Source organism: Stenotrophomonas koreensis (assembly GCF_001431525.1).
GTDB lineage: Bacteria > Pseudomonadota > Gammaproteobacteria > Xanthomonadales > Xanthomonadaceae > Stenotrophomonas > Stenotrophomonas koreensis.
The window spans coordinates 458,667-477,665 of the sequence record NZ_LDJH01000006.1 but is presented as its reverse complement, the minus strand read 5'-3'; the positions used below and the strand labels follow the sequence as shown (position 1 = coordinate 477,665).

Sequence of the window (18,999 nt, the reverse complement as noted above, 5' to 3'; positions counted from 1 at the left end):
TCTCACGCCTGCAACTCCTTGTGCAGTTCCTGCAGCGACCAGACCGGGCCGGTGCCGCGATGTTCCAGTGACTGGACCAGCGCCTTGGCGCCGGCCACCGTCGTCGAATAGGTAATACGGTTCTGCAGTGCCTCGCGGCGGATCGAGAACGAGTCGGTGATCGCCGCACGGCCTTCGGTGGTGTTGACGATGTAGGTGATCTCACCGTTCTTGATCATGTCCACCACGTGCGGACGGCCTTCCACCACCTTGTTGACCACCTCGCTGGCATAGCCGTGCTGCTGCAGCCAGGCCGCGGTGCCACGGGTGGCGACGATGCTGTAGCCGGCCTTGACCAGGCCTTCCACCGCCGGCAACACGCGCGCCTTGTCGGTATCGCGCACCGAAATGAAGGCCTTGCCCAGCGGCGGCTGCTTGATCGAGGCCGCTTCCTGGGCGCGTGCAAACGCGGCGCTGAAGCAGCGGCCCACGCCCATCACTTCGCCGGTGGAACGCATTTCCGGCCCCAGGATCGGATCCACGCCCTGGAACTTGGCAAACGGGAAGATCGCTTCCTTGACCGAGTAATAGGACGGGATGATCTCCTTGGTGGCGCCCTGCTCGGCCAGGCTCTTGCCGGCCATGCAGCGGGCGGCAATCTTGGCCAGCGGCATGCCGGTGGCCTTGGACACGAACGGCACGGTGCGCGAGGCACGCGGGTTCACTTCCAGCAGGTAGATCACGTCATTGCCGTCGGCGTCGGTCTGGATCGCGAACTGGGTGTTCATCAGCCCGACCACCTTCAACGCACGGGCCAGCTCGGTGACCTGGCGGCGCAGCTCGGCCTGGGTGGCGGCCGAGAGCGAGTACGGCGGCAGCGAGCAGGAGGAGTCACCGGAGTGCACGCCGGCTTCCTCGATGTGCTCCATCACCCCGCCGATCAGCACGTTGCCTTCAGCATCGCAGATGATGTCCACGTCGGCTTCGACCGCGGCATCCAGGAAGTGGTCCAGCAGCACCGGCGAATCATTGGAAACCTTGACCGCATCGCGCATGTAGCGGGCCAGGTCGGCCTCGCCGTAGACGATTTCCATCGCCCGGCCGCCGAGCACATAGGACGGACGCACCACCAGCGGGTAGCCGATCTCGCGGGCCAGGGTCAGTGCATCTTCCTCGGTACGCGCGGTGCGGTTGGGCGGCTGGCGCAGGCCCAGGTCGTTGACCAGCTTCTGGAAGCGTTCGCGGTCCTCGGCCAGGTCGATCGAGTCCGGGCTGGTACCGATCACCGGCACGCCATTGGCCTCCAGCGCACGCGCCAGCTTCAGCGGGGTCTGCCCGCCGTACTGCACGATCACGCCCTTGGGCTGTTCCAGCTCGACGATTTCCAGCACGTCTTCCAGGGTCAGCGGCTCGAAATACAGGCGGTCGGAGGTGTCGTAATCGGTGGACACGGTCTCCGGGTTGCAGTTGACCATGATGGTTTCAAAACCATCCTCGCGCAGGGCCAGCGCGGCGTGCACGCAGCAATAGTCGAACTCGATGCCCTGGCCGATGCGGTTCGGGCCACCGCCCAGGATCATGATCTTGTCGCGGTTGGTCGGCGCCGCTTCGCATTCGTCCTCATAGGTCGAATACAGGTAAGCGGTGGAGGTGGCGAACTCGGCGGCGCAGGAGTCCACGCGCTTGTAGACCGGGCGCACCTTGTGGGCGCGGCGCAGCGCGCGCACCGCCGATTCGGTGGTGCCGACCAGCTGGGCCAGTCGGGCATCGGAGAAGCCGGCGCGCTTGAGGGTGCGCAGGAAGGCCTTGTCCAGGCCATCCAGGCCGACCGTGGTCACCTGGTTTTCCAGCGCGATGATCGCCTCGATCTGGTCCAGGAACCACGGGTCGATATGCGACAGCGCGAACACCTCTTCCACGCTCATCCCGGCGCGGAAGGCATCACCGACGAAGAACAGCCGCTCCGGGCCCGGGGCCTGCAGCTCACGCTTGAGCAGCGCGATGTCATCGGCATTGGCCAGATCCAGGCCGGTCGGGTCGAAGCCGACCTTGCCGGTTTCCAGCCCGCGCAGGGCCTTCTGCATCGACTCGGCAAAGGTGCGGCCCATCGCCATCACCTCGCCCACCGACTTCATCTGGGTGGTCAGGCGGGCATCGGCGGCCGGGAATTTCTCGAAGGCAAAACGCGGGATCTTGGTGACCACGTAGTCGATGGACGGCTCGAACGAGGCCGGGGTCAGGCCACCGGTGATTTCGTTCTTCAGTTCATCCAGGGTGTAACCCACGGCCAGCTTGGCCGCGACCTTGGCGATCGGGAACCCGGTGGCCTTGGAGGCCAGCGCCGAGGAACGCGACACGCGCGGGTTCATCTCGATCACCACCACCCGGCCATCGCGCGGGTTGATGCCGAACTGCACGTTCGAGCCACCGGTATCGACGCCGATCTTGCGCAGCACCGCCAGCGAGGCATTGCGCAGGCGCTGGTATTCCTTGTCGGTCAGGGTCTGCGCCGGGGCCACGGTGATCGAGTCACCGGTGTGCACACCCATCGGGTCCAGGTTCTCGATCGAGCAGACGATGATGCAGTTGTCGGCGGTGTCACGCACCACCTCCATCTCGAATTCCTTCCAGCCCAGCACCGACTCCTCCACCAGCACTTCGGTGGTCGGCGACAGTTCCAGGCCGCGGTTGACGATCTCGATCAGCTCTTCGCGGTTGTAGGCGATGCCGCCACCGCTGCCGCCCAGGGTGAAGGACGGACGGATGATGGTCGGGTAGCCAACGCGGGTCTGGATCTCCAGCGCCTCTTCCAGGGTGTGGGCCACGGCCGCGCGCGGGCACTCCAGGCCGATCTCGCCCATCGCCACGCGGAACAGCTCGCGGTCCTCGGCCATGCGGATGGCTTCACGCTTGGCACCGATCAGCTCGACGTTGTACTTCTCCAGCACGCCGTTGTCGGCCAGGTCCAGCGCGCAGTTCAGCGCGGTCTGCCCGCCCATGGTCGGCAGCAGCGCGTCCGGGCGCTCCTTGGCGATGATCTTTTCCACCGTCTGCCAGTTGATCGGCTCGATGTAGACCGCATCGGCCATCTCCGGGTCGGTCATGATCGTGGCCGGATTGGAGTTGACCAGGACCACGCGGTAGCCCTCTTCGCGCAGGGCCTTGCAGGCCTGGGCGCCGGAATAGTCGAACTCACAGGCCTGGCCGATGACGATCGGGCCGGCGCCGATGATGAGGATGGTCTTAAGGTCGGTGCGCTTTGGCATGGTCGTACTCAAATTTGGGGGCGGACAACCGCGGAGGGGCGGGCGGCGCGGCGCAGCTTGCGCCAGCAGCCAGAACCCACCGGGACAACCGGTGGGCCGAAGCAGGATCAGGCGCGCGCAGCATCCATCAGCGCGATGAAGCGATCAAACAGCGCGGCCACATCGTGCGGACCGGGCGAGGCTTCCGGGTGGCCCTGGAAGGAGAACGCCGGCGCATCGGTCAGCGCGATGCCCTGGATGGTCTGGTCGAACAGCGAGCGGTGGGTCACCCGCACGTTGGCCGGCAGCGAGGCCTCGTCCACCGCAAAGCCGTGGTTCTGCGAGGTGATCATCACCTGGCCGCTGTCCACGTCCTGCACCGGGTGGTTGGCACCGTGGTGGCCGTGGGCCATCTTCATCGTCTGCGCGCCGGCGGCCAGAGCCAGCAGCTGGTGCCCCAGGCAGATGCCGAAGGTCGGGATCTTCTTCTCGATCAGCACCTTGATCGCGGCGATCGCGTAGTCACACGGTGCCGGGTCGCCCGGGCCGTTGGACAGGAACACGCCGTCCGGGTTCAGCGCCAGCACCTCGGCCGCCGGGGTCGTGGCCGGGACCACGGTCAGTTCGATGCCGCGGTCGGCCAGCATGCGCAGGATATTGGTCTTCACGCCGAAGTCGTAGGCCACGACCTTGTAGCGCTTGGCCGGGGTCACGAACGCATTGGCGTCCAGGTCCAGCGAGCCTTCGCTCCAGCTGTAGCCGGTCTCGGTGCTGACCACGCGGGCCAGGTCCATGCCCTTCAGGCCCGGGAACTTGCGCGCGGCTTCCAGCGCGTGCTCCACGTCGATCTCACCGGCCATCAGCGCACCGTTCTGGGCGCCGCGCTCGCGCAGGATACGGGTCAGCTTGCGGGTATCGATGCCGGCAATGGCCACCACGCCACGTGCCTTGAGCCACTCCGGCAGCGATACCTGGCTGCGCCAGTTGCTGGGGCGGCGCGGCACATCGCGCACGATCAGGCCGGCCGACCAGACCTTGGACGCTTCATCGTCCTGGTCGGTCATGCCGGTGTTGCCGATATGCGGGTAGGTCAGCGTGACCATCTGCCGGGCGTAGGAGGGGTCGGTCAGCACTTCCTGATAGCCGGTCAGGGCAGTGTTGAACACCACCTCACCGACGGACAGGCCGGGCGCGCCTACGGATTCGCCCTCGAATACGGTGCCGTCTTCGAGAACGAGGATTGCGGGCTGGGTCACGGAAATCTCACTCTGGCTACCTGGGGGATGCCAAACCCACGCCTGCGTCAGTCAGCTGAAAGCTGGCTGCAAAAAAGCGCGGACGTACGGTGGGGGGACCGGTCCGGCTTGACGTGTTTCGGCGAGCCGGAATTGTAGCGCCTGGGTGGGGGTGCACGCCAGCATCGGATGCGGATTTCAATCACCCCCTCAGCGCAGGTTGCAGCAGATCAAGCGGCACCGGCGCAGCCAGGCCGCTGCAGCCATCACGATCAGGCGGTAAGCAGCTCGGCCACGCTGTAGCGGCCGGGCGCCCGCGCGACCAGCCGGCGCGCCGCCTCCAGCGCGCCACGGGCGAAGATGTCGCGGTTGCTGGCGCGGTGGACCAGTTCGATCCGCTCACCCAGGCCGGCAAACTGCACCGTGTGCTCACCGACAATATCGCCGGCACGCAGGCTGGCGTAACGCGGCTGCACGCCCTGCCCCTGCGCAGCCTGGCCCAGGCTCAAGGCGGTGCCCGAAGGGGCATCCTTTTTGTGAATGTGGTGTGACTCGACAATGTCGCAGTCCCAATCGGCCAGCAGCGCGGCCGCACGCGCGACCAGGTCGGTCAGCACCGCCACCCCGAGCGAATAGTTGGAGGCCCAGACCAGCGGCGCGCGCCCGGCCAGTGCGGCCAGCGCGGCCTCGCCCTCGGCATCCAGGCCGGTGGTGCCACAGACCAGGGCGGCACCGCGCTCGGCACACAGCCGCGCCAGCGCCGCCACGCCATCGGGCAGCGAAAAATCAATCGCCACATCAAAGGCAGGCAGGCCGGACAGCTCGCTGGCGGCAAAGTGCGGCACCCCGTCGATCACCCGCTGGCTGGGCGCGCGCCGGGCGACGGCGGCCACCACGTCGATATCGGGCATCTGCGCGGCCAGCCGCAACAGGGCCTGGCCCATGCGCCCGGAGGCCCCGTGGATGACGACTTTCAAGATCGGCTGAGCATTCATGCCGCTGATGGTAACGCCTGGGCAGCGGGCGCTGCATGCCCGCGTGCCACCAGGCCCGCAGCGGCACCGCGCACCCCGGGCCGTCGCCGCCGGGCAATGGCCATCGCCCCCACGGCGGCCCCGTCCGGCCCTGCGGCTGTCGCAGCTCTGTCATCGCGGCGGCATGGAAATGACTTGTTGCTGCTTTGCAATAAGGCCACCTCATTAACAAATCCTTCACATATCCCGTATCCAGCCCCTTCCCCGCGTTTCCCTGCTGGCCCTGCTGCTGGTGCCGGCGATGGCCGCCTATGCCAATGACGGCATGGACAGCACCGCTGCTGTCGACACCGCCGGCACCGCTGCCGCCGCCACCCTGGACCAGGTCCAGGTGATCGGCAAGGCGACCAGCTACGCCAAGACCACCGTGCGCCAGGAAACCCTGGCCCGCCAGCCGGTGCTGGGCAGCGTGAATGGCGTCCTCAACGAATCGCCGGGCGTGGTGGTCACCGAAGGCGACCCCTACGGCACCTCGGTGTGGACTACCCAGATCAACATCCGCGGCTTTGTCACCGGCCGTGACACCCAGCAGATCGGCACCACCATCGACGGCCTGCCCAACGGCGGCTCGTCCTACGGTGGCGGCTCGCTGGCCAACCGCTACATCGACACCCTGGACCTGGAAACCGTCGAGATCAGCCAGGGTACGGCCGACATCTCCTCGCGCTCCAACGAGGCGCTGGGCGGCACCCTGAACTTCCTCACCAGCGACCCGCTGGACGCGCAGCGCGTGCGCTTTGTCGTCGGTACCGGCCAGCACGAGGCCAGCAAGTACTACGTGCGCTATGACACCGGCCTGCTCAACAACAGCACCCGCGCCTGGGTCAGCGCCTCCAGCGCCCGCAACGTGGACTGGAGCGACGGTTCGGGCCAGGCCAAGAGCGACCACCTGGCCGGCAAGTTCGTCACCGAGCTGGACCAGTGGACCTTGTCGGGTTACCTGTCCTACAACGATGCGCTCGAGCCGGAATACGGCAGCGTCTCGCTGGCCCAGTTCGCCAGCCGCCCGGACCAGGACAACCTGGTCGGCACCCTGACCGGCATCCCGTACCTGGACCAGAACTTCCGCTCCGGTTCGGCCGCGCTGCGCCAGAACACCTTCGGCTACCTGCGTGGCGCCTTTGACGCCGGCAACGGCGTCAAGGCCACCGTGACCGCCTACGGCCACCAGATGGACGGCCGTGGCGACTGGCTGCCGCCGTACCTGGTCGATGTCACCGCCGATGGTGCCGGCAATCCCGAATCCGAATACACCGGTGGCAGCACCGTGTTCGGTGGTGGCCCGCTGGGCAACCTCTACTACGTCAACCCGGACCTGTCGGCCGCCCAGGCCAGCGCCGGCTGCATCGGCCAGGCCGGCATCCCGGCCCAGTACGCACCCAACTGCTACCCCAACGGCGCGGCCGGGGCGATGTCCTACCGCCACACCCACTACGACAACGAGCGTTACGGCCTGACCGCCGACCTGGAGTGGACGCGCGCGTTCGGCCGCATCGAGAACACCGTGCGCGGTGGCCTGTGGCTGGAACAGTTCGACCGCACCGTGACCCGCGACTGGCACCGCCTGCTCAACGTCGGCACCGACATCAGCTTCGACGCCACCCCGTACTGGGTGCAGTTCGCCGATGCGTACGAAGCCGACGAGCAGATGTACTACATCGAGGACGTGATGCGCCTGGACCGCTTCACCGCCCGCCTGGGCCTGAAGCAGTTCGTGCTCGACCAGAGCCGCAACCGCGTGATCGGCGACAGCGGCAAGGTGCGCTCGGATACCAGCTCCGACCCGCTGTTCTCGGCCGGCTTCACCTACGCTCCGGAAGCGATCCAGGGCGGTGAGTTCTTCGCCGGCTTCTCGCAGAACTTCCGCGCCATCCCGCAGGGTGTGCTCGGTGGCAGCAACCAGGCCGAGCTGGCACGGGTCGAGCCGGAAACCGCCGACAACCTGGAGCTGGGCTTCCGCCTGAACCAGTGGCCGCTGACCGCCTCGGTCACCCTGTACAACATCAAGTTCGACAACCGCATCGAGTTCCTGCCGGCCAACCTGGTCTCCGGCATCGACTACCTCGGCCAGGTCGACGGCGTGTACGAGAACGTCGGCGGCGTGGAAAGCCATGGCGTGGAAGCGGCCTTCGGTTACGGCTGGGACAACGGCTGGCGCGTCAATGCCGCCTACACCTGGAACCAGTCCGAGTACGTGGGCAGCGGCGATGCCGCGCGTGACGCCGCGCTGGGCATTGCCGTGGGCAATGCGGTGATGGGCCAGACCGAACACATCCTGGTGGCCTCGGCTGACTGGCAGGGCGAGAGCGTGACTGCCGGCATCTCCGGCCGCTACCTGGGCGCGCGTGAGATCAACCGGGCCAACAGCGCCGAGCTGCCGGCGGTGACCGTGTTCAACGCCAACCTCGGCTTTGACCTCACCGACCTGTCGCCCAGGCTCAAGGGCGTCAAGGCCGGGCTGGTGATCAGCAACCTGACCGACAAGCGCTACCTGGCCGGTCTGGACGGTGAAAACGCTGCCTTCATCGGTGCACCGCGCACGGCCAGCTTCCAGCTCACCGTCGACCTGTAAGCCACCAGCAACGGAGCCTGATCAATGACGGACGTCGTACGTCGCCGCCTGCTGCAAACCTCCATCGCCGCAGGTGTCGGCAGCCTGCTTCCCAGCATTGCCCGGGCCGCTGCCATCGCCCCCAGCGTGCGTTCACGCACGCTGGAGGACCTGCAGCATGTGGTGATCTTCATGCAGGAAAACCGTTCCTTCGACCACTACTTCGGCAGCCTGGCCGGGGTACGTGGTTTCGGTGACCGGTTCGTTGTTCCCGCCCCGGCCCTGCCGGGGCATCCCCAGCGCACGGTGTGGCTGCAGCCCAGCGAGCAGGGTGACCGCGTGTTGACCCCGTTCGCGCTGGACACCACCGGCCAGTTTGACCACATGCGGATGGAAGGCACCCCGCACAGCTGGCCCGATGCCCAGTACGCCTGGGACCACGGGCGCATGGCGCAATGGCCGCGGCACAAGAAAAACCATGCGATGGGTTACTTCGGGCGTGACGACCTGCCGTTCCAGTTCGCCCTGGCCGACGCCTTCACCGTGTGCGATGCCTACCACTGCGCCTTCCAGGGCGGCACCAATCCGAACCGGCTGTTCCTGTGGAGTGGCCACAATGATCCGTCTGGCCGTCACGGCGGCCCGGCGATCGCCAACTCGCACGACAACTTCCCCGAATACGGCGGCCATCCGGACAGCTACCGCTGGATGACCTATGTCGAACAGCTGCAACAGGCCGGGGTGGACTGGCGCATCTACCAGGACATGGCCGACAACTTCACCGACAACCCGCTGGCCGGCTTCGAGCGCTTCCGCGCTGCCTGGCAGGGCCAGCCCGGGCATGATGAGCAGCTGCGCGAGCGCGGGGTCAGCACCCACACCCTGGATGCCCTGCGCGCCGACGTGCTGGCCAACCGCCTGCCGCAGGTGAGCTTCATCATTGCCGATGCCGCCGGCAGCGAGCATCCCGGCCCGTCCAGCCCGGTGCAGGGCGCGGCCTACACCGCCCGCCTGCTCGACGCGCTGACCGCCAACCCGGAAGTCTGGAGCAAGACCGCGCTGCTGATCATGTTCGACGAGAACGACGGCTTCTTCGACCACATGCCGCCGCCCCCCCCCCTCGCCCGACCCACAGCGGCCCGGCGGCTGGGCCGGACAGTCGGTGGTGGACACCAGCGGGGAGTACCACCGGCAGCGCTCGCCCGGCAACGAGCGCTACGAGCGCGATGACCTGTTCGGCCGCCCCTACGGGCTGGGCCCGCGGGTACCGATGTATGTGATCTCGCCATGGAGCCGCGGCGGCTGGGTCGACAGCCAGGTGTATGACCACACCTCGGTGATCCGCCTTCTCGAAGCCCGCTTCGGGGTTGCCGCCAACGGCATCTCGGCCTGGCGCCGGGCGGTCTGCGGCGACCTGCTCGGTGCATTCGACTTCAGCCAGGCCGATGCGCGCCCATTCGGTGCGCAGCTGCCGGATGTGCGCCGCAGTGCCGCGCGTGCGGCCAGCCTGTCCGGGCGCACCACCCCGCCACTGCCCGATGGCCTGACCCCGCCGCAGCAGGACATCGGCGTGCGTCCGGCACGTGCGCTGCCTTACCGGCCGCAGGTGCAGCTGATCGATGCGGCCGCGCCTGGCCAGGTCCGGCTGCAGCTGGCCTGCGACGGCGCCGCTGCCGTGCTGCATGTCTACGACCGCCTGCAACTGGAGGCCGTGCCGCGCCGCTACACCGTCACACCGGGCCAGCCGGTACAGGACAGCTGGCCGCTGCACAACGGCCAGTACGACCTGTGGGTGCTCGGCCCGAACGGCTTCCACCGCCATTTCCGTGGCACCGGCAAGACGGCGCTGCAGGCCCGGATCGAGCGCGACGGCGCGCAGCTGGTGCTGCAGCTGGACAGCCGCAGTGACCAGGCCCTGGTCTGCCAGGTCCAGCCGCGCACCTATGCCAACAGCGCCCGTGCCAGCACCCTGTCGGTACGGGCCGGCCAGCCGGCCCGGCTGCGCTGGCCGGCCGAACCGACCGCCGGCTGGTACGACCTGCAGCTGGACTACCCCAGCGGCAGCCTGCGCCTGGCAGGACGGGTGGAGGATGGCCGGCCGGGCACCAGCGATCCGGCCCTGGGCGGACCGGCGCGCCTGCGTCAGGAAGCCTGAGTTCCAGCGGGCCAGGCCATGCCGGGCCGTCCCGGCATGGCCCAGGCAGCAGCGGCAAGGCCCGGCGTGATGCCCACTGCGGCAGACGCACCCTGCGGTACGCCCACCGGTGCGCACACGCGGTTACCCTGTGCCGTCCTGTCCGCCCGTGGGTGTCCTTCTCGTGCAGCTGTCCGAACAATGTGTCCTGATCACCGGTGGAGCCCGTGGCCTGGGCCACCACCTGAGCCTGGCCTTCGCCCGTGAGGGTGCCCAGGTCATCATCAATTACCACCGCAGCGCCCAGGCTGCCCAGGCGCTGGCCGCGCAGCTCGGCCCACGGCAGGCGATCGCGCTGCAGGCCGATGTCACCGACCCAGCCCAGGTGCAGGCGATGCTGGCCACCGCGGCCGGCCATTTCGGGCGTCCACTGACCACCGTGGTCAACAACGCGCTGGCGGCGTTCTCGTTCAATGGCGACGCCCGGCCCAAGGCCGATGCGATTGGCTGGGACGCCTTCCAGAGCCAGTTCGAAGGCAGCGTACGGGGCGCCCTGAACACGGTGCAGGCCGCCCTGCCGGCGATGCGCGCGCAGCGCTTTGGACGGGTCATCAACATTGGCACCAACCTGTTCCAGAACCCGGTGGTGCCCTACCACGACTACACCGCGGCCAAGGCCGCGCTGCTGTCGCTGACCCGTACCCTGGCCGGCGACCTCGGCCCGGACGGGATCACCGTGAACATGCTCTCCGGCGGTCTGCTGCGCAGCACCGATGCCAGTGCCGCCACCCCGGAGGCAGTGTTTGACTACATCGCCGCCAACACCCCGCTGCGCAGCGTGACCACCCCGGCCGAGTTCGCCGACGCCGCGCTGTTCTTTGCCAGCCCGTGGGCACGGGCGGTGACCGGACAGAACCTGGTGGTCGATGGCGGCCTGGTCCGCGACTGAGCCGGCATGCGCATTTCCGATGTCAGCCGCCTGAGCGGCGCCAGTGCCAAGGCGATCCGGCTCTACGAGGCCCGCGGCCTGCTGCCACCGATCGCGCGGGTCAACCGCTACCGCCACTACAGCGAGCAGGACCTGGCGTGGATCCGGATGATCCGGCTGGCGCTGTCGCTGGGCATCCCGCTGGCCACCATCGCCCGGCTCAAGCAGGCCGATGGCCAGCTGGACTGGCCGGCCGTGCTGGCGCTGCTGCAGCGTCGGCAGCAGCAGCTTGCCCTCGAACGCGAGCGGCTGGCCCGGGTGCAGGCACGCCTGCAACAGCTGGACCAGGAGCTGCGCCTGTGGCTCCAGCACGGCGGCCAGTGCGGGGCCGGCGGCGATCCATGCCCCAGCGGGGTTTGACTCTGCCCCAGGGGCACAGCGCAGGCTGCCCGGCCTTCCCACACGGAGCGTGCTGTGTCCCGTTCTATCCTGATCCTGCTGGCCCATCCACTGCCTGACAGCCTGTGCGCAGCCCTGGCCCGGACCTATGCCGACAATGCCCGGCGTGCCGGCCACCAGGTGACCCTGCTGGAGCTGGCCAGCCTGCAGTTCGACCCCCTGCTGCGCCATGGCTACCGCCAGTCGCAGCCACTGGAGCCGGACCTGGAGAGCGCTGCACAGGCGTTGCAGGCCTGCGACCACCTGGTGCTGGTCTATCCGACCTGGTGGGGCGCGATGCCGGCCCTGCTCAAGGGCTTTCTCGACCGCCTGCTGCTGCCCGGGTTTGCGTTCCGCTACCGGCGCGGTTCGGTGTGGTGGGACCGGCTGCTGGCCGGACGCAGCGCGCGGGTGATCACCACGATGGATACACCACCGTGGTACTACCGCTGGCTCTACAGTGACCCGGGCATCGCCCAGCTGCGCCGGACGGTGCTGCAGTTCTGCGGCATCGCCCCGGTCCGGGTCACCCGGCTGGGCCCGGTGCGCAGCAGCAGCCCGGCCCGGCGCCAGCGCTGGCTGCAGGCCATCGCCCGCCTGGGCGCGGCCGGGCGCTGAAGCACGGCAGCCAGTGACGGTGGCTCAGCGTTTTTGTCGCGGTGCCGGCCCGCAGTCGTTGCAGCCGCCACAGCTGCCAGCGCTGCCGGCCGGCGGCGGGGCTATCCAGCGCCCCAGCCGTTGCAGCCCGGCAGCCCGGCCAGGGCGCAGCAGCCACAGGGCCAGTGCAGCCCGCATGCGGCGCTCCAACCCCGGGGCGCGCTTGCGCACCACCACCGCCAGGCTGAGCAGCACCGCCAGCCCGATCACCAGGTACTGCCAGAGCAGGGAAAGGTCCATGGTGGCCGGTGCCTGCACGCTCAGCCCCAGCCCAGCGCGCGTGCGCCCTGGTAGACCAGCAGGGCCATGCCGTAGGCCAATGCGAACAGATAGCCAGTGGCAATGGCCGTCTGCTTCCAGCTGCCCGTCTCGCGCTTGATCGTGGCCAGGGTGGAGATGCACATCGGCGCGTAGATGAACCACACCAGCAGCGACAGCCCGGTGGCCAGCGACCAGCCATCGGCAATGACCGGGGTCAGCGCATCGATGGCGGCATCGTCATCCGGCGCCGACAGCGCGTAGATGGTGGCCAGCGAGGAGACCGCCACCTCGCGTGCGCCCATGCCCGGGATCAGCGCGATGCAGATCTGCCAGTTGAAGCCCAGCGGCGCGAACAGCACGGCCATGGCATGGCCGAGCTGGCCGGCGAAGCTGTAGTCGATCGCCGGTGCGGTGGCATCGGCCGGCGCAGCCGGGAAGCTGAGCAGGAACCACAGCAGGATGGTCAGCGCCAGGATGATGCCGCCCACGCGCTTGAGGAAGATCATGCCGCGCTCCCACAGCCCGACCAGCAGGTCGCGCGGGTGCGGGATGCGGTAGGAGGGCAGCTCCAGCAGCAGCGGGTGTTCGCGCTTGTCGCTCCGCCACTTCTTCATCACCCAGCTCACCACCAGCGCGCTGGCGATGCCGGCGGCATACAGGCCGAACAGCACCAGCCCCTGCAGGTTGAACCAGCCCACGTCACGGGCCGGGATGAAGGCACCGATCAGCAGCGCATACACCGGCAGCCGCGCCGAACAGGTCATCAGCGGTGCGACCAGGATGGTGGCCAGGCGGTCGCGCGGGTCCTGGATCGAGCGGGTGGACATGATCCCGGGCACCGCGCAGGCAAAGCTGGACAGCAGCGGGATGAACGAACGCCCCGACAGCCCGGCCGCGGCCATCATCCGGTCCAGCAGGAAGGCCGCGCGCGGCAGGTAGCCGGACTCCTCCAGCGCCAGGATGAAGGCGAACAGGATCAGGATCTGCGGCAAGAAGATCACCACGCCGCCCAGGCCGGCGATGATGCCGTCGCTGATCAGGCTGGACAGCGGCCCCGGCGGCAGCACCTGCGCCGCCCACCCGGCCAGCGCGCCGGTACCGGCGTCGATCAGGTCCATCAGCGGCGTGGCCCAGGCGTACACCGCCTGGAAGATCAGGAACATGGTCAGCGCCAGCGCCAGCAGGCCGAACAGCGGATGCAGCAGCCAGCGGTCCAGGGTGTCATCGACCCTGGCCGTGCGCGTGGGCATCACCACCGCCGCGTCCAGGATCTGCCGCACCTGCGCATGCACATCGGTGGTGGCCGGGGGCAAGGCCGCCGGGATGGCAGCGCTGGCCGCATGGCCGTCGACCCAGGCCACCAGGTCACGGGTGCCCTCCTTGCTGACGGCCACCGTCTGCACCACCGGCACGCCGACGGCCGCCTCCAGCGCCGCCACATCGATGGCGATGCCACGCTTGCGCGCCGCATCGACCATGTTCAGCGCCAGCACCATTGGCTTGCCCAGTGCACGCAGTTCCAGCGCAAAGCGCAGGTGCAGGCGCAGGTTGGTCGCATCGACCACGCAGATCAGCACGTCCGGTGCCGCCTCGCCGGGGTAGAAGCCGCGCAGCACATCTCGGGTGACGGCCTCGTCCAGGCTGGCCGGGTCCAGCGAATAGGCGCCGGGCAGGTCGAGCACCGCGTACTCGGTACCGGAGGGCCCGCGCAGGCGGCCTTCCTTGCGCTCGACCGTGACCCCGGTGTAGTTGGCGACCTTCTGCCGGCTGCCGGTGAGCTGATTGAACAGCGCGGTCTTGCCGCAGTTCGGGTTGCCGACCAGGGCCAGGCGCAACGGGCTGCCGCTCATGCCGCTGCCTCCACCTGGACCCGCGCCGCCTCGCTCAGGCGCAACGCAAAACGGGTGTAACCGACCTGTATCAACAGCGGCTCGCCACCGACCGGCCCACGCGCGACGAGGCGGACCTGTTCACCGGGAACGAAGCCCAGTTCACGCAGCCGGCGGGCAATGCTGTCGTTGGGCAGGGCGTCGACAACCATCAGCACGGTTGCGGTGCGGTGCAGATCAAGCTCGGACAACGTCACAGGTACAGTTCCGGGTCAAAGATAAGAATAGTTATCAATTCTACATCGCCGCAGTGCGTCATGGCGCATGGCTTGCCCGCCGCTACCATCTGCGCCAGATGTCCTCTTGAGCCAAACATGCTTGCGATCAAACGCCACGGTGCCGTTCTGCACCTGACCCTGGACCGCCCCGAGCGCCACAATGCCTTCAATGAACACCTGATTGCCGCACTGACCCAGGCGCTGGAACAGGCCAGTCAGGACCCCGGCCTGCGCGCGCTGGTGCTGGCCGGCAACGGCCGCTCGTTCAGCGCTGGTGCCGACCTGGACTGGATGGCCCGCCTGGCCCGGGCCAGCGAGGCCGACAACCTGGGCGATGCCCAGGCCCTGGCCACCCTGATGCGTACCCTGGACAGCCTGCCGCTGCCCACCATCGCCGCGGTGCAGGGCGCCGCCTATGGTGGTGGTGTCGGCCTGGCCGCCTGCTGCGACATCGTCATCGCCAGCGACGATGCCCGCTTTGCCTTGAGCGAGGTCCGCCTGGGCCTGCTGCCGGCGGTGATCTCGCCGTATGTGATCGCCGCGATCGGCCCGCGCCAGGCACGCCGCTGGTTTGCCACCGGCCAGGCCTTCGATGCCCAGCGCGCACTGGCCATCGGCCTGGTGCACGAAGTGGTGCCGGCCGACGGGCTGGCAGCGGCGGTGGACGCGCAGCTGCAGCTGCTGCTGCAGGCCGCCCCGCAGGCCTGCAGCGCCGCCAAGCAGCTGGTGGCTGCCGTCATCAACGAAACCGATCCGGCCCGGCTGGACGCGCACAATGCCGCACTGATTGCCCGCCTGCGCGCCGGCGCCGAAGGCCGCGAAGGCCTGGCCGCGTTCCTGGACAAGCGTCCGGCCAACTGGGTCCAGCCGGCATGAGCGCCGGCAATGACGCCGTGCGGGTGATGGAGGTCGGCCCGCGCGATGGACTGCAGAACGAAAAGGCCCTGCTGCCCCCGGCGGTCAAGATCGAACTGGTCGAGCGCCTGGGCGCCTGCGGCCTGCCCGCTATCGAGGTGACCAGCTTCGTCAGCCCGCGCTGGATTCCGCAGCTGGCCGATGCCGACCAGGTGCTGGGCGCGATCTGCCGCCGGCCCGGGGTCGACTACCCGGTACTGGTGCCCAACCTGCAGGGCTACGAGCGCGCGCGTGCGGCCGGGGCCGATTCGATCGCGGTGTTCACCGCTGCCAGCGAGGCCTTCAGCCAGCGCAACACCAATGCCTCGATCGCGCAGACCCTGGAGCGCTTTGCCCCGGTGATCGCCCAGGCCCGCGCCGACGGCGTGCGTGTGCGCGGCTATGTCTCCACCGTACTGGGCTGCCCCTACCAGGGCGAGGTCGCCGTGGCCGAGGTGGTGCGGGTAGCCACCGCCCTGCACCAGCTGGGCTGCGTGGAGATCTCGCTGGGCGACACCATCGGTGTCGGCACCCCGGCCAAGGCGCGGGCGATGCTGCGCGCGGTGGCCAGCCAGATCCCGATGGCGCAGCTGGCGGTGCATTTCCACGATACCTACGGCCAGGCGCTGGCCAACGTACTGGCCTGCCTGGAGGAAGGCGTGCGCACGGTGGATGCGGCCGTGGCCGGCAGTGGCGGCTGCCCGTATGCGGCCGGGGCCAGTGGCAACCTGGCAAGTGAAGACCTTGTGTATATGCTGAACGGACTGGGGTTGCACACTGGCGTGGATCTGTCGGCCCTGGCGGCCACAGGACAATGGCTCAGCCAGCAGCTGGGTCACCCCAATCGCAGCCGTACCGGTACCGCACTGGCCAGTCAATGAGTGAAAGCGCTCCCGCTGCACTGCCTGCCACGCTGCTGTCGCTGCAGCAGGCATTGCAACAGCTGTGTGCCGCACAACCCCAAGTGGATGTGCTGCCGCTGCAACAGCTGTGGGCGCTGCTGCAACAACAGGTGAGCGAACTGCAACGCCAGTTGCACGACCAGCGCGCGATCTTCGATGCCCTGCCCGACCCGGTCTGCCTGCTGGATGAGCAGGGCACGGTACTGGATCTGAACCAGGCCGGCACCCTGGCTTACCAGCGCAGCCGCCAGGGCGTGGTCGGTCGCCCGATCCATCTGCTCAACCCGGATCTGCCGCCGGACCACCTGCAACCGGTGTGGGATGAACTCAACCGCGGTCACAGTTACCAGGTCGAAGTGACCAACATGCGCAGCGATGGCAGCCGCTTCCCGGTGGAAGTGCACTCGGCCGCGGTGCGGCTCAGCCAGCAGCGCTGCATTGTCGCCGTTGCCCGCCAGCTCACCGGCCGCTGGCAGGCAGAGTCACATTACCGCCTGTTGATGGAGTCCATCGATAAAGGGGTGCTGCTGTTTGACCGCCAGTTGCGCATCTGTTCGGCCAACCCGGCCGCCCATCGCATCCTGGGTCTGGAAAACCTGCCCCGGCAACCGGCCGGCGACAACGACCATCACTGGATGACCATCGACGAGCATGGCCGCCAGCTCAGCCGGGAGCAGTGGCCGGTGTGCCAGGCGTTCCGCGATGGCCGGATCATTCCCTCCACCGTGATCGGCCTGCACCAGCCCCACAGCGACCGTCTGGTCTGGCTGTCGGTGACCAATGTGCCGATCTTCGAGCAGGGCCAGGACCGCCCGCAGTATGTCTACGCACTGTTTTCCGACATCACCGATCTCAAGCGCGATGCCACCCTGTTTGAACGCGCCCAGTCACTGGCCCATATCGGTGGCTGGGAATGGGACCGCAGCACATCGCGGCTGTACCTGACCCGCGAAGCCCAGCACATCCTGGGCCGGCAGCCGCCACCGGAGGACATGCAGGCGCTGCTGGACTGCCTGCTGCCGGCCAGCCAGCAGCTGTTGCGCGATGCGCTGGAGCACCCACAACAGCCCGGGTTTGAAATTGAACTGCAGGGCCTTGGTGCCGACGGCCGTTGTTTCTGGATCCGGATGATCGGCGAAACGGTGGCCGGGCAACGGCAGGCACACCGCCTGGTCGGCACCTTGCAGGATGTGACCGAGCGCCATCGTGCCGAAGAGATGCTGCGCCTGCAGGCACGCACCGACCCGCTGACCGGCGTGCTCAACCGCGATGGCCTGCTCGAGGAGCTGGCCCGCCGGCTCCACCAGGGGCAGCGCTGTGCCGCGCTGTATATCGACCTGGACCATTTCAAGCTGATCAATGACGTGCTCGGGCACAGTGCCGGTGACCAGCTGCTGTGCCTGGCCGCCACCCGGATGATGACCGCGATCGGCAACCGCGGCCTGCTCGGGCGGTTGGGCGGCGATGAGTTCCTGGTCATCTGTGCCACCGAAAACGGCCATGAACTGCCCGAGCAGCTGGCCCGCGCACTGGTGGCCAGCTTTACCCCGGCTTTCGCCTTCGGGCCGCAACGCTTCACGGTGACCGCCTCGATCGGCATCGCCTGTTCGCCAGGCCACGGCGACACGGCCGCGCAGCTGGTGCAGAACGCCGATGTGGCGATGTATGACTGCAAGAAAACCTCCCGCAACGGCTGGTGCCTGTTCAACCAGGGCATGGCCCAGCGCCAGCAGGACCGGCTGCAGATCGAAAGCCGGCTGCGCCAGGCGCTGGAGCAACAGGCGTTCGGGCTGGTCTACCAGCCCAAGGTCGACCTGCGTGATGGCCGCATCATCGGGGCCGAAGCGCTGATGCGCTGGGAACATGAGCAACTGGGCCAGCTGCGCCCTGACCTGTTCATCGAGCATGCGGAAAATACCGGCGACATCGTCCGCATCGGCAACTGGGTACTGGAGCAGGCCTGCCTGCAGATCCGCCAGTGGCGTGACCAGGGCCTGGGCCTGCTGCCGGTGGCGGTGAATGTGTCCTACCGGCAGTTTGCCGGTGATGAGCTGCTGGCCCAGGTGCAGTCGGCCTTGAACCGCCACCAGCTGCCCGGCCATGCGCTGGAGCTGGAATTCACCGAGCGGGTGTTGATCGAGGATGTGCCGGCAACCACGGCATGTCTGAATGCCTTGCGCCGGCTCGGTGTACGCCTGTCCATCGATGATTTCGGCCAGGGCTACAGCGCGCTGAACTACCTGCGCCGGCTGCCGATCCACGGGCTGAAGATCAGCCCGTTGTTCATTGCCGGCATCCCGGAAAACCGCTCGGACATGGCGGTCTGCGACGCCATCGTCGGCATTGCCCGCAGCCTGGAGCTGGCGGTGGTGGCCGAAGGCATCGAAACGGCCGCACAGCGCGACTGCCTGCTGCAGCTGGGCGTATCCCATGGCCAGGGCTTCCTGTTCGCCGCCGGCCTGTCTGCCGACCGGCTCGGCGCCCGACTGCGCCAGCAGTGCAGCACGCCCTGCCCCGACCGGGAGTGAGCCGGTGCCGGCGCAGCGCTTGCCCGGGCCCTGCCCGGGCCGCACCAGGTCTGCCCGCACCCTGCGCAACACCGCGATTGCCACGTAAGATCAGCCTCTTTCACCT

General features: G+C 68.3%; 13 protein-coding genes and 1 pseudogene. 8 read left to right on the top strand and 6 right to left on the bottom strand.

Features of this window, described 5'->3' with window-relative positions:
* Window positions 1-2: 2 nt before the first annotated feature.
* The 3 genes from carB to dapB all read right to left on the bottom strand — a co-directional run bounded on the left by carB (window position 3) and on the right by dapB (window position 5,454).
* Window positions 3-3,245, bottom strand: a complete 3,243-nt coding sequence (gene carB, locus ABB25_RS04720; protein ID WP_057664372.1) for a carbamoyl-phosphate synthase large subunit — start codon at window positions 3,243-3,245, stop codon at window positions 3-5.
* 107 nt (window positions 3,246-3,352) lie between these two features.
* Window positions 3,353-4,480 (bottom strand): glutamine-hydrolyzing carbamoyl-phosphate synthase small subunit, encoded by a 1,128-nt coding sequence (gene carA / locus ABB25_RS04715; protein ID WP_057664368.1) that lies wholly within the window; start codon window positions 4,478-4,480, stop codon window positions 3,353-3,355.
* Between the two features lie 251 nt (window positions 4,481-4,731).
* Window positions 4,732-5,454, bottom strand: coding sequence for a 4-hydroxy-tetrahydrodipicolinate reductase (dapB, locus tag ABB25_RS04710; RefSeq protein WP_057664365.1), 723 nt, complete (start codon window positions 5,452-5,454; stop codon window positions 4,732-4,734).
* 280 nt (window positions 5,455-5,734) lie between these two features.
* Between dapB and ABB25_RS04705 the strand changes: the two genes are divergently transcribed.
* The 5 genes and pseudogenes from ABB25_RS04705 to ABB25_RS04685 all read left to right on the top strand — a co-directional run bounded on the left by ABB25_RS04705 (window position 5,735) and on the right by ABB25_RS04685 (window position 12,162).
* Window positions 5,735-8,065 (top strand): TonB-dependent receptor, encoded by a 2,331-nt coding sequence (locus ABB25_RS04705; RefSeq protein ID WP_057664361.1) that lies wholly within the window; start codon window positions 5,735-5,737, stop codon window positions 8,063-8,065.
* Window positions 8,066-8,089: 24 nt separating this feature from the next.
* A pseudogene (locus ABB25_RS04700) lies at window positions 8,090-10,199 on the top strand (phosphocholine-specific phospholipase C).
* Window positions 10,200-10,347: 148 nt separating this feature from the next.
* Complete coding sequence (locus ABB25_RS04695; RefSeq protein ID WP_425477301.1) at window positions 10,348-11,127, top strand: 3-oxoacyl-ACP reductase; 780 nt, start codon at window positions 10,348-10,350, stop codon at window positions 11,125-11,127.
* A gap of 6 nt (window positions 11,128-11,133) precedes the next feature.
* The gene (locus ABB25_RS04690) at window positions 11,134-11,526 is read left to right on the top strand and encodes a MerR family transcriptional regulator (protein WP_057664356.1); all 393 of its coding nucleotides are present in this window, start codon (window positions 11,134-11,136) and stop codon (window positions 11,524-11,526) included.
* A gap of 54 nt (window positions 11,527-11,580) precedes the next feature.
* On the top strand, window positions 11,581-12,162 hold the full coding sequence (locus ABB25_RS04685; RefSeq protein WP_057664353.1) for an NAD(P)H-dependent oxidoreductase: 582 nt from the start codon (window positions 11,581-11,583) through the stop codon (window positions 12,160-12,162).
* A 24-nt stretch (window positions 12,163-12,186) separates the two neighbouring features.
* On the opposite strand, the gene ABB25_RS04680 is transcribed toward ABB25_RS04685, so the two are convergent.
* From ABB25_RS04680 to ABB25_RS04670, 3 genes are read right to left on the bottom strand one after another with little or no spacing between them, the layout of a single operon-like run.
* Complete coding sequence (locus ABB25_RS04680) at window positions 12,187-12,441, bottom strand: DUF6587 family protein (protein ID WP_057664499.1); 255 nt, start codon at window positions 12,439-12,441, stop codon at window positions 12,187-12,189.
* Between the two features lie 20 nt (window positions 12,442-12,461).
* On the bottom strand, window positions 12,462-14,312 hold the full coding sequence (gene feoB, locus ABB25_RS04675; protein WP_057664350.1) for a ferrous iron transport protein B: 1,851 nt from the start codon (window positions 14,310-14,312) through the stop codon (window positions 12,462-12,464).
* Window positions 14,309-14,548 (bottom strand): FeoA family protein, encoded by a 240-nt coding sequence (locus tag ABB25_RS04670; RefSeq protein ID WP_057664347.1) that lies wholly within the window; start codon window positions 14,546-14,548, stop codon window positions 14,309-14,311. The genes feoB and ABB25_RS04670 overlap by 4 nt, the downstream gene beginning before the upstream one ends.
* 117 nt (window positions 14,549-14,665) lie before the next feature.
* Between ABB25_RS04670 and ABB25_RS04665 the strand changes: the two genes are divergently transcribed.
* The 3 genes from ABB25_RS04665 to ABB25_RS04655 are packed head-to-tail and all read left to right on the top strand — an operon-like array spanning window position 14,666 to window position 18,893.
* Window positions 14,666-15,445, top strand: a complete 780-nt coding sequence (locus ABB25_RS04665) for an enoyl-CoA hydratase-related protein (RefSeq protein WP_244477746.1) — start codon at window positions 14,666-14,668, stop codon at window positions 15,443-15,445.
* A complete protein-coding gene (locus tag ABB25_RS04660) occupies window positions 15,442-16,344 on the top strand; it encodes a hydroxymethylglutaryl-CoA lyase (protein WP_057664339.1) in 903 nt (300 codons plus the stop codon). Before ABB25_RS04665 ends, ABB25_RS04660 begins: the two co-directional genes overlap by 4 nt.
* Window positions 16,341-18,893 (top strand): sensor domain-containing protein, encoded by a 2,553-nt coding sequence (locus ABB25_RS04655; RefSeq protein WP_057664336.1) that lies wholly within the window; start codon window positions 16,341-16,343, stop codon window positions 18,891-18,893. Before ABB25_RS04660 ends, ABB25_RS04655 begins: the two co-directional genes overlap by 4 nt.
* Window positions 18,894-18,999 lie beyond the last annotated feature (106 nt).

Coding starts and splice junctions, on each gene's coding strand:
- ABB25_RS04705 (WP_057664361.1), top strand. CDS start 5,735: ATGGCCGCCTATGCCAATGACGGCATGGACAGCACCGCTGCTGTCGAC.
- ABB25_RS04665 (WP_244477746.1), top strand. CDS start 14,666: ATGCTTGCGATCAAACGCCACGGTGCCGTTCTGCACCTGACCCTGGAC.
- ABB25_RS04680 (WP_057664499.1), bottom strand. CDS start 12,441: ATGGACCTTTCCCTGCTCTGGCAGTACCTGGTGATCGGGCTGGCGGTG.
- ABB25_RS04660 (WP_057664339.1), top strand. CDS start 15,442: ATGAGCGCCGGCAATGACGCCGTGCGGGTGATGGAGGTCGGCCCGCGC.
- feoB (WP_057664350.1), bottom strand. CDS start 14,312: ATGAGCGGCAGCCCGTTGCGCCTGGCCCTGGTCGGCAACCCGAACTGC.
- dapB (WP_057664365.1), bottom strand. CDS start 5,454: ATGAATGCTCAGCCGATCTTGAAAGTCGTCATCCACGGGGCCTCCGGG.
- ABB25_RS04690 (WP_057664356.1), top strand. CDS start 11,134: ATGCGCATTTCCGATGTCAGCCGCCTGAGCGGCGCCAGTGCCAAGGCG.
- carB (WP_057664372.1), bottom strand. CDS start 3,245: ATGCCAAAGCGCACCGACCTTAAGACCATCCTCATCATCGGCGCCGGC.
- ABB25_RS04655 (WP_057664336.1), top strand. CDS start 16,341: ATGAGTGAAAGCGCTCCCGCTGCACTGCCTGCCACGCTGCTGTCGCTG.